Consider the following 15,395-nt stretch of genomic DNA (forward strand, 5'->3'; position numbering starts at 1 on the left):
TTTAGCCACCGCGAATTAACGCGCCAGCCACTGCTGGCCTAACAGATCGGCGGTGAGGATAGCGGCATGGACGCTCTCCGGGGTCACCGCAAACGGCATATTATGGATGGTTTCCCCTTCCGCGCAGGTGGCTTTCGCCACCGCGGCGATTTTCTCGTCGATCCCCTCTTTGACGCCCATCTGCGCGAGCGTCACCGGCAGGCCGACGCGCTGGCAGAAGCCCAGCACCGTTTCAATCTCGTCCATCGGGCTGTTCTGTAGCACCAGCTGCGCCAGGGTACCGAAGGCCACTTTCTCACCGTGATACAGATGGTGGCACTCTTCAAGGATGGTGAAACCGTTGTGAATCGCGTGCGCGCCGGCCAGGCCGCTGCTCTCAAAACCGATACCGCTCAGATAGGTGTTGGCTTCGACAATACGCTCCAGCGCATCGGTCACCACTCCAGCCTGAGCCGCCAGGCGTGCTTTTTCGCCTTCCGCCAGCAGCGTATCATAGCACAGGCGCGCCAGGCTCAAGGCCGCCGCCGTGGACTGCCCGCCCGCCATGCTGGTGGCTCGCGCATCGAAGCAGGCCTTGGCTTCAAACCAGGTGGAGAGCGCATCGCCCATCCCGGCCACCAGCAAGCGTACCGGCGCTTTGGCGATAATCGCCGTGTCCATCACCACCATATCCGGGTTTTTCGGGTAGATCAGATACTCTTCAAACTCGCCCGCCTCGGTGTAGATAACCGACAGCGCGCTGGTCGGCGCATCGGTTGAGGCAATTGTCGGGATCACCACCACCGGCAGCTTCTGGTAATAGCCGATCGCCTTCGCGGTATCGAGGGTTTTCCCGCCGCCGATACCCACCACGCCGCGGCAGCCGTGCTGCTTAAGAATGGCGATCAGGCGGTTGATTTCCGCATGGCTGCACTCGCCGTTAAACCGTTCCGCATGGCAGCTAATATTGTGGCTATGCAGGCCGTTCAATACTTTGTCGCCCGCCAACTTCATCACGAAGTCATCGGCGATAACAAAAAAGCTGTCGGCCAGGTTTTTAGCGTATTCGCCAAACAGCATGGCGGCATCAGGTCCCTGGAGATATTTGGCTGGAGATTGAATAACTTTTAGCATTTCTTTCACCCTCAAATAAGTGCGTATGTTGACACGTGAGCCCAGGCCGTCATGCCGCGGCGCCTGATATCAATGGCGCTTACAGCCACGCTGCCGGAGCGATGCATCCACTGTAGGGCGAGCCGCGGCGAAAAAAATTTTTCCCTTTTTTGTTCTGTTCTGAAACAGATAAAAAAATAATGCGTTTCACATTGAAACAATGTGACTGAGAAAGCGATGGGATTGCGATCGCGATCGGATCATTTTGGCAAAAAAGCCGCTATCGTCTCCCCTCTCTAACGCAGAAAATTGCCTCAATGCGGCACAATGGCGAAAAAAATCATCCTTGCCCCATTTCTGATAGCAGAAAAAAACGGACAAATTATTAGCGCTGGCTCGCATTTCTCCTGTTTATCGGCAATTAATGTTCCATAAAGGAACAAAAATTCTTTTCTACGTTCCGTTATGGAATCAATTTTGACGGCATTTTATTTTGCGCCCGCTCAGCCAGAATCACTACATCGCCGGGCTACCCTTATAGACAGGCGACCTCCCCCTACCCTACGGAGCATAAACAATGAAAAAACTGATTAACCGTGTGGAAGATGTACTGAGTGAACAGCTTATCGGCCTGGCGAAGGCGCATCCTGAACTGACGCTGCACCAGGACCCGGTCTATGTCACCCGCGCTGATGCACCGGTCGCCGGCAAAGTGGCGCTGCTCTCCGGCGGCGGCAGCGGACACGAACCGATGCACTGCGGCTACATCGGCCAGGGCATGCTCTCCGGCGCCTGTCCGGGGGAAATTTTCACCTCGCCGACGCCGGACAAAATGTTCGAATGCGCGATGCAGATTGACGGCGGCGAAGGCGTCCTGCTGATTATCAAAAACTATACCGGCGACATCCTGAATTTTGAGACCGCCACCGAGCTGCTGCACGAAAGTGGCGTTAAGGTTACCACCGTCGTGGTGGATGACGACGTGGCGGTAAAAGACAGCCTCTATACCGCCGGACGCCGCGGCGTCGCCAATACCGTGCTGATTGAAAAACTGGTCGGCGCCGCCGCCGAACGCGGCGACTCGCTGGAAGCCTGCGCTGAACTGGGCCGCCGTTTAAATAACCTTGGTCACTCGATTGGCATCGCGCTGGGCGCCTGCACCGTACCGGCCGCCGGACAGCCCTCCTTTACCCTGAAAGATGATGAGATGGAGTTCGGCGTCGGCATCCATGGCGAGCCGGGTATCGACCGCCGCCGCTTCAGCTCGCTCGACCAAACCGTCGATGAGATGTTCGATACCCTGCTGGAAAACGGCGCATACAGCCGCACGCTGCGCCAGTGGGATAACGTCAAGGGAGCGTGGCAGGAAGTGAAACAGAGCAAAACCGCGCTGCAAAACGGCGATCGGGTTATCGCGCTGGTCAATAACCTCGGCGCCACCCCGCTTTCCGAACTGTACGGCGTTTACAACCGCCTTGCCCAGCGCTGCGAAGCGTCCGGCATTGTGATTGAACGCAACCTCATCGGCAGCTACTGCACCTCGCTGGATATGGCGGGTTTCTCCATCACCCTGCTGAAAGCGGATGATGACACGCTGGCGTTATGGGACGCCCCGGTCCATACCCCAGCGCTGAACTGGGGAAAATAAGGAGCACGACATGTCACTGAACAGAACGCAAATCGTCGACTGGCTGTACCGCTGTGGCGACATTTTCACCAAACAGAGCGATTTTCTCACCGGCCTTGATAAAGAGATCGGCGACGCCGACCACGGCCTCAATATGCATCGCGGCTTCAGCAAAGTGGTCGAAAAGCTGCCGTCGATCGCCGATAAAGACATCGGTTTTATTCTCAAGAATACCGGGATGACGCTGCTTTCCAACGTCGGCGGCGCCAGCGGCCCGCTGTTCGGCACCTTCTTTATCCGCGCCGCCCAGGTCACCCAGGCGCATCAGAGCCTGACCCTCGACGAGCTTTATCAGATGATCCGCGAAGGCGCGGACGGCGTCGTCAACCGTGGTAAAGCGGAGCCGGGCGATAAGACGATGTGCGACGTCTGGCTGCCGGTGGTGGAATCCCTGCGTCATTCCAGCGAGCAACATCTGTCTATCCCTGCCGCGCTGGATGCCGCCTGCGAAGTGGCCGAGCGCGCCGCCCACGCCACCATCACCATGCAGGCGCGTAAAGGCCGCGCCAGCTATCTCGGCGAGCGCAGCATCGGGCATCAGGATCCCGGCGCGACCTCGGTGCTGTTTATGGTTCAGATGCTGGCTGCCGCCGCCAAAGAGTAAGGAAATCGCGATGGTAAACCTGGTTATTGTTTCTCATAGCGCCCGGCTGGGCGAAGGTGTCGGAGAACTGGCCCGGCAGATGTTAATGAACGATGGCTGTAAGCTGGCGATCGCCGCCGGGATCGACGATCCCGACAGCCCGATCGGCACCGATCCGATTAAAGTCATGGAGGCGATCGAATCCGTCGCCGATACCGACCATGTTCTGGTGATGATGGATATCGGCAGCGCCCTGCTCAGCGCCGAAACCGCCCTCGATCTGCTCGATCCGGCGATGGCGGCAAAGGTGCGGCTGTGCGCCGCGCCGCTGGTCGAAGGGACGCTGGCGGCCACCGTCAGCGCCGCCTCCGGCGCCGGGATCGACAAAGTTATCGCCGATGCCATGAACGCCCTGGAAGCCAAGCGGGTTCAGCTGGGTTTACCTTCGCACACGCCTGACGCCGCCGCCCCAACGCTTGCTGACGACGGCGATGCTAAATCGGTTTCAGTCATTATTAACAATCACAACGGCCTGCACGTGCGTCCGGCATCAAAGCTGGTCGCCGCGCTGGCGGGTTTTAACGCCGACCTGGTGCTGGAGAAAAACGGCAAATGCGTCACCCCGGACAGTCTGAATCAAATCGCTCTGCTACAGGTGCGCCGCCACGATAAGCTGCGCCTGCTGGCCCGCGGTCCGGACGCCGATGCGGCGCTGGCGGCGTTTCAGGCGCTGGCCGCCGATAACTTCGGCGAGTCGCCGGAGGCGCAGCCGACAGCGGAACCCGCCATACCTGCGCGTGTTGAAGGCGCCGCGATGCTTTATCCGCAGGCGCCGATCCAACCGGCGCTCCCCGCCGCCGCCGACATCGCCCGCGAGCAGCAGCGCCTGCGCCAGGCGATCGACCAGACGCTGGCCGATCTCAATGCGCTCACCGAGCTGGCGGAACACAAATTTAACGCCGATATCGCGGCGATCTTCGCCGGTCATCACACCTTGCTCGACGATGAAGATCTGTTTGATGCCGCCAACGATCGCCTGCTCACCGAACAGTGCTCGGCGGAATGGGCGTGGCATCAAGTGCTGATGGAGCTCAGCCAGCAGTATCGTCAGCTGGATGACGCCTATCTGCAGGCCCGTTATATCGATGTCGACGATATTCTGCAGCGCACGCTGCGCCATCTGCAGGGTATTAAGGAGACGCTGCCATTCGCCAGTGAGCCGACGATTATTATCGCCGACAATATTTATCCCTCGACTGTACTCCAACTGGATGCCAGCAAGGTCACCGGCCTGTGCCTGCGCGACGGCAGCGAACAGGCCCACGGCGCGATTATCGCCCGCGCGGCGGGGATCGCCTGGCTATGCCAGCAGGGCGAAGCGCTGAATGATATTCAGCCTGGCGAAGCCATCACGCTCGATATGCGTCTGCAACGTCTTATTCGTCGCTAAATCCACTTTGACCGTTACCACTCCGGGGGCCCGCCTCCGGAGGGTGAGTTTTCGCTTACTGATCAGGAACCACTATGTCTCAATTCTTTTTTAACCAGCGCGCCAGCCTCGTTAACGACGTGATCGAGGGAACCATTATTGCCAGCCCGTGGAACAACCTCGCCCGCCTGGAGAGCGACCCGGCGATCCGTGTAGTGGTACGCCGCGATCTGAATAAAAACAACGTGGCGGTGATTTCCGGCGGCGGTTCAGGACACGAACCGGCGCACGTCGGCTTTATTGGTAAAGGCATGCTGACCGCCGCGGTCTGCGGCGATCTGTTCGCCTCGCCGAGCGTCGATGCGGTACTCACCGCGATTCAGGCGGTGACCGGCGAGGCGGGCTGTCTGCTGATCGTTAAAAACTACACCGGCGATCGGCTTAACTTCGGCCTCGCGGCGGAGAAAGCGCGCCGTCTTGGCTATAACGTAGAGATGCTGATCGTCGGCGACGATATTTCGCTGCCGGATAACAAACAGCCGCGCGGTATCGCCGGGACTATTCTTGTGCATAAGGTGGCGGGCTATTTCGCCGAGCGCGGCTTCAACCTCGCCACCGTCCTGCGTGAAGCGCAATACGCCGCCAACCATACCGCCAGCATCGGGGTGGCGCTGGCCAGCTGTCACCTGCCGCAGGAAGCGGAAAGCGCGCCGCGCCATCAGCCCGGCCACGCCGAGCTGGGGATGGGCATCCACGGCGAACCGGGAGCCTCGACGATCGCGACCCATAACAGCGCGGAAATCATGCAGATTATGGTAGAGAAGCTGACCGCCGCCCTACCTGAAACCGGCCGCCTGGCGGTGATGCTCAATAATCTCGGCGGCGTGTCGGTGGCCGAGATGGCGATTCTGACCCGCGAGCTGGCCAACACCCCACTCCATGCGCGCGTTGACTGGTTGATTGGCCCGGCTTCGCTGGTAACGGCGCTGGATATGAAAGGCTTCTCGCTGACCACTATCGTGCTGGAAGAGAGCATTGAAAAGGCGCTGCTGTCGGATGTCGAAACCGCCAGTTGGCAGAAGCCGGTGCAGCCGCGGGCTGTTAATATCATGCCGTCCGCGCTCGCCAGCGCACGCGTCGCCTTTACGCCATCGGCCAACCCGCAGGTGGGCGATTACGTGGCGCAGGTGACCAGCACCCTCTCCGGCCTCGAAACCCATCTCAACGCGCTTGACGCCAAAGTGGGCGACGGCGATACCGGCTCCACTTTCGCCGCTGGCGCGCGTGAGATTGCCGCTCTATTGCAACGCCAGCAACTGCCGCTCAATGATTTACCCACGCTGTTCGCGCTAATTGGCGAACGCCTGACGGTGGTGATGGGCGGCTCCAGCGGCGTATTGATGTCGATTTTCTTCACCGCCGCCGGGCAGAAGCTGGAGCAAGGCGCCAGCATGGCGGAAGCGCTGAACGCCGGTCTGGGGCAGATGAAATTTTACGGCGGCGCCGATGAGGGCGACCGGACGATGATTGACGCTCTACAGCCGGCGCTGGCGGCGCTGCTGGCCGAACCGGATAATCTGCAGGCCGCTTTCGCCGCGGCGCAGGCCGGCGCGGATCGCACCTGCCAGTCGAGCAAAGCCGGCGCCGGACGCGCCTCCTATCTCAATAGCGAGAGCCTGCTCGGCAATATGGACCCCGGCGCCCACGCGGTGGCGATGGTGTTTAAGGCGCTGGCGGAACGCTAAGCCTCACCCGGTGGCGCTGCGCTTACCGGGGCGACATAACACCATTGAAAGGTAGCCCGGAGAAGGCGCAACGCGCCGCCATCCGGGTTTACCACACTGCCGATTATTTGCTATGCCAGTACGCCTGCGAACGCACCAGTTGCTGATCGATACTCGGCTCCTCAAAGCGCGCCAGCAGCGATTTCACCACGCCGCCTTCTCCGGTCAGCCAGATAAAATAATCTTCTGACGGCACCTTGACCTGAGCCAGCCGCTCGGCGACGAACGCCGGGTTGTGGCCTACCACCCATTCGATATTAAAGCCGTCGAGATCCGCCAGATAATCTTTATACGAAGCATCCGCGACGGTGACGATGGCCGTCACCTGCGGCGTCACCGGCAGCTGACGTAATCCCAGCAGGCGACGGCGCAGCGCCGGCATGCCCGACTCGTCACAGACATAAAGCTGCCAGGCGTAATCTTCCGGCACCACCAGCGAGCCGCGCGGCCCGCCGATCACCAGCTTATCGCCGATGTTGGCTTCCAGCGCCCAGCGGCTGGCAATACCGCCATCGTGGATATAAAAATCGTAAGCCAGCTCGTGGCGTTCGGCATCGTACAGCGGCGTGTAGTCGCGGGTCGCCGGGCGCACGCCCTCGCCCCAGTTAATGCCTTCGTCGGTCACTTCCGGCGGCGTAAATACGCTGCCCGCCTGCGGGAAAAACAGTTTGGTGTGGTCGTCAAAACCTTGTGAAACAAAGCCATCCAGCGCCTCGCCCCCCAGCACGATCCGCTGGAACGCCTGGCCGATACGCTCAACGCGCAGCACGGTTAATTCGCGAAAACGTAGTTCGTTACGCACGCGCTGTGGGTAGCGTGAGGTGTTTTTTGTCATTTTTCGCCTTCGTGAAGATAATACGATATATCTAAATTTATTTTTAAATGATAATGATTGCTAATCAAAAAGATTGCAAGCACTTTTTTGATATAGTCAGCTTGAGATTAAACAGCTATCAGCAATCCATAAAAACCATTAATAATCATCAAATTAAACAAAAATTATTTTATAGACTTGCAAGTCGATAAACTTTAGATATAAATTAGATATATCTAAATAACATCAGGAGACGATGATGCAAAACCATCATGAAGGTTGCTGTAAACATACAGAGCACCAACACGAAGGCTGCTGCAAGGGTGCTGGATGTGCATCCGAGTGGTTTTTACGCCTGGCTTCAGCAGCCGGATTCACGGCGGCATCATGCTGACCTGAGGCTGACGGGGCTGATAAAGCAGTTCTGGCTGGAGTCGGGTTGCGTTTATGGTTATCGCAAGATCCACCTCGACCTGCGGGATACCGGACAACAGTGCGGAGTTAATCGTGTCTGGCGACTGATGAAGCGTGCCGGGATAAGGGCTCAGGTCGGGTACCGTAGCCCACGGGCACGTAAGGGTGAAACCAGCATCGTGACGCCCAACAGGCTCCAGCGGCAGTTCAACCCGGAAGCACCGGATGAGCGTTGGGTAACGGACATCACCTACATCCGGACTCACGAAGGCTGGCTGTATCTGGCTGTTGTTGTTGACCTGTTCTCGCGCAAAGTTATTGGCTGGTCAATGCAGCCCCGGATGACAAAGGATATTGTCCTGAATGCACTTCTGATGGCCGTGTGGCGACGTAATCCTCAAAAGCAGGTGCTGGTTCATTCTGATCAAGGCAGTCAGTACACAAGCTATGAGTGGCAGTCGTTCCTGAAATCACACGGGCTGGAGGGCAGTATGAGCCGTCGCGGTAATTGCCATGATAATGCGGTTGCAGAAAGCTTTTTCCAGTTGTTGAAACGCGAACGGATAAAGAAAAAGATCTACGGAACGCGGGAAGAAGCCCGCAGCGATATTTTTGATTACATCGAAATGTTTTATAACAGTAAGCGTCGGCATGGTTCCAGCGATCAGATGTCACCGACAGAATATGAAAACCAGTATTATCAACGGCTCGGAAGTGTCTAAATTATCCGTGGCGATTCAGCCAGCAGTCGCGCAGCTGCCTCAAGCGCAGAGGATTGAAAAAATCTTCAGATATATATCATCACTCTGAACATACGCAATTAACGGCGGAATCTCACGATTCTACCGTTTTTTATTATTTTTCAGAGGAGTAGTGATGAATAATTCTGAAGGTTTGAAGTCGTTTCAGCAATCGCTTGCTGATCTGCCGCAATGGGTATCAGAGCGGCTTCTGCAGCAAATTAACCAGTTAACTAACTACGAGCCAGTGATCGGCATTATGGGTAAAACCGGTGTTGGGAAGAGCAGTCTGTGCAATGCCCTGTTTGCCGGAGATATATCACCGGTCAGCGATGTGGCGGCCTGTACACGTGAGCCACTGCGCTTTCGCCTGCAAGTCGGCGACCGCTATATAACGCTGATGGATCTGCCCGGCGTGGGCGAAAGTGGCGCTCGCGATACCGAGTATGCTGCGCTGTACCGCGAACAGCTTCCTCGCCTCGACCTGGTACTGTGGCTGATTAAGGCCGATGACCGGGCGCTGACGGTGGATGAACATTTTTATCATCAGGTGATTGGAGAGGTATACCGGCATAAGGTGCTGTTTGTTATCAGCCAGTCGGATAAGGCCGAACCTACCAGCGGTGGGGGACAGTTGTCCACGGCGCAGAAGCAGAATATCAGCCGCAAAATCTGCCTGCTGCATGAGCTGTTCCAGCCCGTCCATCCGGTGTGTGCTGTGTCGGTCCGTCTACAATGGGGGCTTAAGGTGATGGCCGAGCGGATGATTAAGTGCCTGCCACGTGAGGCCACCAGCCCGGTGGTGTCGCAACTCCATCCTTCCTTTCGCACGACGGTAGTCCGGGAACAGGCTCGTAGCGATTTTGGTGAAACCGTCGGGGCCGTACTCGATAGCATCAGTGCCTTTCCCCTGATACCCGCCCCGGTGCGGGCCGTCATTCAGGCCGTGCGCACCACGGTGGTGTCAGTGGCCCGCGCCGTCTGGGATTTCTTCTTCTGAGTATTTAACCCATCCCTGTTACTTCCCTGCCCCTGTCGCCGATGCGACGGGGATCCCTTTTATTTGTTTTCCCGTTATGAGGAGTCTGCTTATGACCCGTCTGGCTTCGCGCTTTGGCGCAGCAAACCTTATCCGTCGCGACCGTCCGTTAACCCGTGAAGAGCTGTTTCGCGTAGTGCCCAGTGTATTCAGTGAGGACAAACACGAGTCCCGTAGTGAGCGTTATACCTATATACCCACCATCTCCCTGCTCGACAGCCTACAGCGAGAAGGCTTCCAGCCATTCTTTGCCTGTCAGACCCGAGTGCGTGACCCGGGTCGTCGTGAACATACAAAGCATATGCTGCGTCTGCGGCGGGAAGGGCAGATCACCGGTAAACAGGTGCCGGAAATTATTCTACTCAACTCTCACGATGGAACCAGTTCGTATCAGATGTTGCCGGGACTATTTCGTGCGGTTTGTCAGAACGGGCTCGTCTGCGGTGAGTCGTTTGGCGAGGTGCGGGTGCCACACAAGGGGGACGTGGTGAGTCAGGTGATTGAAGGCGCGTATGAGGTGCTGGGGATTTTTGACCGGGTGGAGGAGAAACGGGATGCCATGCAGTCGTTGCTGTTGCCACCCCCGGCACAGCAGGCACTGGCAAAAGCCGCCCTCACATACCGCTTTGGTGAAGACCACCAGCCGGTGACTGAATCGCAGATCCTCTCCCCTCGCCGCTGGCAGGATGAGAGCAATGACCTGTGGACCACGTACCAGCGTATTCAGGAGAACCTGATTAAGGGCGGGCTCAGTGGCCGTAATGCCAAAGGAGGACGGTCACATACCCGTGCCGTTCGCGGTATCGACGGGGACGTGAAACTTAACCGGGCACTGTGGGTGATGGCGGAAGCCCTGCTCACGCAACTGCAGTGACCGTTTAATGTTGCTGCTTTGTTAATATCGGACACCACCTGTCCGCATCGCACCGTGCTGACGGTCCTCACTCACCGAGGGAAGGCCTGTAACCCCCGCTGCCTCTGGCTTTTGCAGAAATGAAAAATAGTTTCTGTGGTGTCCATACCCTGTCCGACCCCCTCTTTAAAGTAATCACATCATTTTCAGTCAGTTAACTTTCACGGAGAACGTCTCATGACACAGGCAGAACGCCGCCATGACCGGCTGGCTGTCAGGCTGTCACTGATAATCAGCCGTCTGGTGGCAGGGGAAACGCTGAGTGTGCGTAAGCTTGCCGCTGAGTTTGGTGTGTCGGTGCGCACGCTGCGGCGTGATTTTCGTGAGCGGCTGATGTATCTGGACCTGGAGTATCAGTCCGGATATTGCCGCTTACGCACTGCGGGCAGTGAGACGCAGATGGTGCCCGACGTGCTTATCTTTGCCCACCGCAGCGGGATGGCCGGTCTTTTCCCTGGCTTTGACCGTCGTCTGGTAAACGCACTGCTGATGTGCGATGAGTCTCCCTGCGTAATCGCACCCGCCAGTCCGGCTCCTTCGCCATCAGGCGCATTGTCTTTCTGGCGACTGATTCAGGCCATTACCGGGCGCAGGCGGGTGACTCTGATTGCCGAGGGGCAGCGCTGTGAGCGGCTGGCTCCCTGCCGGTTACTTATCCACCAGCAGGCCTGGTATCTGGTGGCAGAGCACGACGGACATATCGCCGTATTCTCCCTGGATGAAATCCATCTGGTTCAGCCCCTGCAGGAGACTTTCCGGCGTAACGACAGTCTGTGTCGTCTTGTTGAAGACCCGGGCTTTATTCAGTCCTTACCCCATTTTCGCTTTATCCAGCAGTCACTGCTTACGTTTGTTCCGGCCAACAGCTCACCAGAATAGCGCAAGCGTTGTTATCAACCCGGCAACAGGGAGGAGCCCTATGCCCGTTATTGCCATTATCGCCATTGTTGTCATCGTCATCATTCTGAACAAAACCGGGGTGTCCGACAGTCTCGCGGCCCTGACCCTTGCCACTGTTGCCGCACTGCTGACGGGAGGTGGCGCAGCCGGTGCTGCCAGTGTCGCGCTAACACCGTTCGTCGGCGTGCCGGTGGGTATTTTCGTGGGCATTTATGTCTTTGCCAAAGTGGTTCGTCTGATTTCAGGAAAAAAATAATGAAACGTAAAACACTGCCTCTGCTGGCGCTGGTTGCCACCACTCTGTTTCTCATCGCATGCGATGACAGAAGTGATGACCTGAAGGCCATCAGTAAATTTAAGGACCTCACCCCACCGCGTTTCAGTGATGTGGTCAGCCACCAGGATGATGTCAGCGAAGAATGGTCACAGGTTGACTACTTATCCGGTCCCACCTTGCAGGTTTTACGTACCCGCCAGTCGCCCGATGGCTGCGAGGATGGCAGTTACTACTACCTCGTGGATATGCAGGAAAAAACCGTCCAGCCACTGATGAATGCGCTGTGTATTGCCGATAACATCAAACTGGAATACCAGGAGGTGACGGACCCGTATACCAAAGAAAAATACTTTGAGTACGCCCATGACGGCAAACTGATGGGGCAGCTACTGATACCCTCGAACCCTGACAATCAGGAATAAAAACAACGATAAAGGAAACAGAAATGACAATACGTTCACTAAGTCGGTTTGTGCTGGTGGGTGTACTGCTCGCGAGCTTTAATGCCTCTGCTATCCCGGGGTTCTGGCAGCAGGGTTACGGTCAGGGCAATACGGAATACAGTGTGACCGAAGCCAGCGGGAAGACGTTTACCATCAACTGCACAGGTAACCCGGACCAGAATGGTTTTTATCAGCATTCAGTCTTTCTTACCCTTGCCGATGACAAGATGGTCAGTTCGCACGATGACGACACTACTATCACCGTAGTGATGGATCACCAGCAGTACATTATTCCGTCCAGCCTGGGCTGGCGTAACGGCGATAACGCCTGGTTTGACTTCATCAGCAATATCTCTGAGGCCGGGCAGTTCGACGTCTACGTCAATGACCACAAAGCAGGGACCTTCACTGCGGACCGGAAGAACGCTGAGAAAGTTCTGTCCACTCTCGGAGACTGCAGCAACGACTGATAGTAGTATCTTCCCCAGCAAATCCACCCCGACAGCTAGCAGGCTGCCGGGGTTTTCTTTTATCAGGAGCCCGAAAATGACCCAATCCGTGTTGCTGCCACCGGGGCCTTTCACCCGGAGACAAGCGCAAGCGGTCACTACCACGTACAGCAATATCACACTCGAAGACGACCAGGGCAGTCACTTCCGTCTGGTGGTTCGTGATACTGAAGGCCGGATGGTCTGGCGGGCATGGAACTTTGAGCCGGATGCCGGTGAAGGTCTTAACCGCTATATCCGCACCTCAGGCATCCGTACAGACACGGCCACCCGCTGATCGCGAAGCATTTACCCGCATTCACCTCCCCGAACACACTTTATATCCCCATACGCCAGCCATCGCCGCTGGCGTTTTTATTGACGGAGACATACCCATGACAACACAGACGCAGCACGACCTCGCACCCGCTAACCAACCCGAATTTGAACTGACCGTCACGCCGGTCCCCGATGAACAGCGTATCGATTTCTGGCCACAGTACTTTGGCGCTATCCCGCAGTGGCTACTCCTGGAGCCGCATATCTTCGCCTGGATGGACCGCTTCTGTGAGGGCTACAGCGGTGGTATCTGGTCGTTCTACACCCTCAGCAATGGCGGCGCATTTATGTCCCCCGAGCCTGACAACGATGAGACATGGCGTCTGTTTAACTGCCTGAACGGTAACGATGCCCAAATGAGTGCAGAAGCAGCAGGTATTGCTGTCTGCCTGATTGCGTATAGCCACCATGCCTGCCGTACAGAATGTGACGCGATGACCGCACACTATTACCGCCTGCGGGAGTATGCCATGCAACATCCAGAGGCTCACGCCATTCTGCGTATTATCGACTGACCGAAGGAGCAACAGATGAAACAGCTTTCCTTTTTACCCGGCGAGATGACGCCACAGGACCGGCGTCTCATTCAGCGGGCGCTCAGGGCTCTGGACCGCCACCTGCATGAGCCCGGCGTAGCCTTCACCTCTACCCACGCCGTACGTGAATGGCTGCGACTGCATATGGCCGCGCTTGAGCGGGAAGAGTTCCGGGTGTTGTATCTGGACAACCAGAATCAGTTGATTGCCCATGAAACGCTCTTCACCGGCACGATTAACCGCACCGAGGTGCATCCCCGGGAGGTGGTCAAACGTGCTCTGCACTTCAACGCGGCGGCGGTGATACTCGCGCATAACCATCCTTCCGGCGAGACGACACCTAGCCAGGCCGACAAAACCCTCACGCAGCGACTGTTTCAGGTGCTTCAGCTGGTGGATATCCGTGTCCCTGACCATCTGATTGTCGGTGGCAGGCAAATCTATTCGTTCGCAGAACACGGTCTGCTTTGAGGTATTACATGAAAATTATCAGTAAACGCAGGGCAATGACGATATACCGCCAGCATCCTGAGTCCCGAATCTTTCGCTACTGCACCGGCAAATACCAGTGGCACGGTAGCGTCTGTCATTACACCGGCAGGGACGTTCCGGATATCGCCGGAGTCCTCGCGGTATACGCCGAACGCCGCCAAGACCGCAATGGGCCCTATACCTGCCTGATGAGCATCACCCTGAACTGACAATAGTGGAGAACTGTAATGAGCAACCCTACCAGGGGCCTGCAGCGGGAGATTACACTGCGCCTGGGAGCCCGTCTGGTGCAGGAAGGCAACCGACTGCATTATCTGGCTGACCGGGCCAGCATCACCGGCAAGTTCAGTGACATCGAATGCCGGAAGCTGGATGAAACATTCCCGCACTTTATCCGCCAGATGGAATCGATGCTGACCACCGGTGAACTCAGCCCCCACCATGCCCACTGCGTTACCCTGTACCACAACGATTTTACCTGCGAAGCCGACACCCTTGGCAGTTGCGGCTACGTATACATCGCCATTTACCCCACTCAGCGTTAATTACCTACACGAGAGCAAACATGAAAACTTTACCTGCAACAACTCAGCGGGCGGTGAAGCCCTGCCTGTCACCCGTGGCTGTCTGGCAAATGTTACTGACACGTCTGCTGGAACAGCACTATGGTCTGACAATAAACGACACGCCATTCTGCAACGAGGCTGTGATTAAGGAACACATCGATGCCGGTATCACCCTAGCCGATGCCGTGAATTTTCTGGTAGAAAAATACGAGCTGGTTCGTATCGACAGGAAGGGATTTAGCTGGCAGGAACAATCTCCTTATCTCCGGGCTGCAGACATTCTGCGAGCGCGGCAGGCAACTGGCTTGTTGCGGCAAAGCCGTAACAACGTAGTACGATGAACATTGCGTACAACCTTCCCGATTTACATTTCTGAACTTCCTCCCTTGTTTACCTATTGCGTAATGCGCCTGCTACTACCCGGCAGGCGCGTTATCTTTTTACGGACAAACAATCATGCAACCAGAAGTTGAAGTATTAACCGATCATAATGAGCTAATTTGTTCGAGCTTTATTGAACACATTGCCAACACATTAAATTTAGGAGTGGTGTACAACTAAACCTGCAGCCAAGGATGTATAGTGAGCGAAGCCCTATCAGGCCTTTTTGGTCAGTAGATAAGATTGATCTTCGTTGATAGAATTTACTTACACCAGCTGTTACATTAAGATAATTTTTTGGTGGGAGAATGATAAGATCTTACGTAACAATTTGATTTTAATGGTGCCGATAATAGGAGTCGAACCTACGACCTTCGCATTACGAATGCGCTGCTCTACCAACTGAGCTATACCGGCCCTGAGACGTGTTCACGAGCGTGAATCACGGTGTAGAAGGTTAAATCTAACAGGGTGATGC

General features: G+C 56.4%; 18 protein-coding genes, 1 tRNA gene and 1 pseudogene. 17 read left to right on the forward strand and 3 right to left on the reverse strand.

Features of this window, described 5'->3' with window-relative positions; translation table 11 throughout:
- Window positions 1–15 precede the first annotated feature (15 nt).
- Window positions 16–1,113 carry a glycerol dehydrogenase gene (locus QMG90_RS16945; RefSeq protein ID WP_023336799.1) on the reverse strand — a complete coding sequence of 366 codons (1,098 nt, stop codon included), beginning with the start codon at window positions 1,111–1,113 and terminating at the stop codon, window positions 16–18.
- Window positions 1,114–1,669: 556 nt separating this feature from the next.
- On the opposite strand from QMG90_RS16945, the gene dhaK reads away from it, so the two are divergent.
- The 4 genes from dhaK to QMG90_RS16965 all read left to right on the forward strand — a co-directional run bounded on the left by dhaK (window position 1,670) and on the right by QMG90_RS16965 (window position 6,536).
- Window positions 1,670–2,740: a dihydroxyacetone kinase subunit DhaK gene (gene dhaK, locus QMG90_RS16950; protein ID WP_020077889.1), complete on the forward strand. Its 1,071-nt coding sequence runs from the start codon at window positions 1,670–1,672 to the stop codon at window positions 2,738–2,740.
- A gap of 10 nt (window positions 2,741–2,750) precedes the next feature.
- The gene (gene dhaL / locus QMG90_RS16955; RefSeq protein WP_007372179.1) at window positions 2,751–3,383 is read left to right on the forward strand and encodes a dihydroxyacetone kinase subunit DhaL; all 633 of its coding nucleotides are present in this window, start codon (window positions 2,751–2,753) and stop codon (window positions 3,381–3,383) included.
- A gap of 10 nt (window positions 3,384–3,393) precedes the next feature.
- Entirely contained in the window at window positions 3,394–4,812 is a 1,419-nt protein-coding gene (dhaM, locus tag QMG90_RS16960) for a dihydroxyacetone kinase phosphoryl donor subunit DhaM (RefSeq protein WP_023336797.1), read from the forward strand.
- Between the two features lie 74 nt (window positions 4,813–4,886).
- On the forward strand, window positions 4,887–6,536 hold the full coding sequence (locus QMG90_RS16965) for a glycerone kinase (protein WP_007372177.1): 1,650 nt from the start codon (window positions 4,887–4,889) through the stop codon (window positions 6,534–6,536).
- 103 nt (window positions 6,537–6,639) lie between these two features.
- On the opposite strand, the gene QMG90_RS16970 is transcribed toward QMG90_RS16965, so the two are convergent.
- On the reverse strand, window positions 6,640–7,410 hold the full coding sequence (locus QMG90_RS16970) for a siderophore-interacting protein (protein WP_007372176.1): 771 nt from the start codon (window positions 7,408–7,410) through the stop codon (window positions 6,640–6,642).
- 299 nt (window positions 7,411–7,709) lie between these two features.
- On the opposite strand from QMG90_RS16970, the pseudogene QMG90_RS16975 reads away from it, so the two are divergent.
- From QMG90_RS16975 to ykfI, 13 genes and pseudogenes are all read left to right on the forward strand, one after another.
- A pseudogene (locus tag QMG90_RS16975) lies at window positions 7,710–8,525 on the forward strand (IS3 family transposase); the annotation flags it as partial.
- Window positions 8,526–8,679: 154 nt separating this feature from the next.
- Window positions 8,680–9,543: a GTPase family protein gene (locus tag QMG90_RS16980; RefSeq protein ID WP_001065553.1), complete on the forward strand. Its 864-nt coding sequence runs from the start codon at window positions 8,680–8,682 to the stop codon at window positions 9,541–9,543.
- Window positions 9,544–9,634: 91 nt separating this feature from the next.
- Window positions 9,635–10,456 carry a DUF932 domain-containing protein gene (locus tag QMG90_RS16985; RefSeq protein WP_000197389.1) on the forward strand — a complete coding sequence of 274 codons (822 nt, stop codon included), beginning with the start codon at window positions 9,635–9,637 and terminating at the stop codon, window positions 10,454–10,456.
- A gap of 216 nt (window positions 10,457–10,672) precedes the next feature.
- Window positions 10,673–11,374 carry a DeoR family transcriptional regulator gene (locus tag QMG90_RS16990; RefSeq protein WP_006812588.1) on the forward strand — a complete coding sequence of 234 codons (702 nt, stop codon included), beginning with the start codon at window positions 10,673–10,675 and terminating at the stop codon, window positions 11,372–11,374.
- Window positions 11,375–11,414: 40 nt separating this feature from the next.
- Window positions 11,415–11,651, forward strand: a complete 237-nt coding sequence (ypjK, locus tag QMG90_RS16995) for a protein YpjK (RefSeq protein ID WP_001144031.1) — start codon at window positions 11,415–11,417, stop codon at window positions 11,649–11,651.
- The gene (locus QMG90_RS17000; protein WP_000824223.1) at window positions 11,651–12,094 is read left to right on the forward strand and encodes a YfjS/YafY family lipoprotein; all 444 of its coding nucleotides are present in this window, start codon (window positions 11,651–11,653) and stop codon (window positions 12,092–12,094) included. Before ypjK ends, QMG90_RS17000 begins: the two co-directional genes overlap by 1 nt.
- Before the next feature lie 23 nt (window positions 12,095–12,117).
- Window positions 12,118–12,585: a protein YkfB gene (gene ykfB / locus QMG90_RS17005; RefSeq protein WP_001581459.1), complete on the forward strand. Its 468-nt coding sequence runs from the start codon at window positions 12,118–12,120 to the stop codon at window positions 12,583–12,585.
- A gap of 76 nt (window positions 12,586–12,661) precedes the next feature.
- On the forward strand, window positions 12,662–12,901 hold the full coding sequence (locus tag QMG90_RS17010; RefSeq protein WP_000194654.1) for a DUF905 domain-containing protein: 240 nt from the start codon (window positions 12,662–12,664) through the stop codon (window positions 12,899–12,901).
- Between the two features lie 97 nt (window positions 12,902–12,998).
- Window positions 12,999–13,457: an antirestriction protein gene (locus QMG90_RS17015; protein ID WP_000211838.1), complete on the forward strand. Its 459-nt coding sequence runs from the start codon at window positions 12,999–13,001 to the stop codon at window positions 13,455–13,457.
- A 15-nt stretch (window positions 13,458–13,472) separates the two neighbouring features.
- On the forward strand, window positions 13,473–13,949 hold the full coding sequence (locus tag QMG90_RS17020; protein ID WP_023336794.1) for a JAB domain-containing protein: 477 nt from the start codon (window positions 13,473–13,475) through the stop codon (window positions 13,947–13,949).
- An 8-nt stretch (window positions 13,950–13,957) separates the two neighbouring features.
- A complete protein-coding gene (locus QMG90_RS17025) occupies window positions 13,958–14,179 on the forward strand; it encodes a DUF987 domain-containing protein (RefSeq protein ID WP_000691994.1) in 222 nt (73 codons plus the stop codon).
- 18 nt (window positions 14,180–14,197) lie between these two features.
- On the forward strand, window positions 14,198–14,515 hold the full coding sequence (gene yafW, locus QMG90_RS17030) for a type IV toxin-antitoxin system antitoxin YafW (protein WP_023336793.1): 318 nt from the start codon (window positions 14,198–14,200) through the stop codon (window positions 14,513–14,515).
- A 20-nt stretch (window positions 14,516–14,535) separates the two neighbouring features.
- Window positions 14,536–14,877: a type IV toxin-antitoxin system toxin YkfI gene (gene ykfI / locus QMG90_RS17035; RefSeq protein WP_000854680.1), complete on the forward strand. Its 342-nt coding sequence runs from the start codon at window positions 14,536–14,538 to the stop codon at window positions 14,875–14,877.
- 381 nt (window positions 14,878–15,258) lie between these two features.
- On the opposite strand, the gene QMG90_RS17040 is transcribed toward ykfI, so the two are convergent.
- A tRNA-Thr gene (locus QMG90_RS17040) sits at window positions 15,259–15,334 on the reverse strand.
- Window positions 15,335–15,395 lie beyond the last annotated feature (61 nt).

This window comes from Trabulsiella odontotermitis (assembly GCF_030053895.1).
Classification (GTDB): domain Bacteria; phylum Pseudomonadota; class Gammaproteobacteria; order Enterobacterales; family Enterobacteriaceae; genus Trabulsiella; species Trabulsiella odontotermitis_C.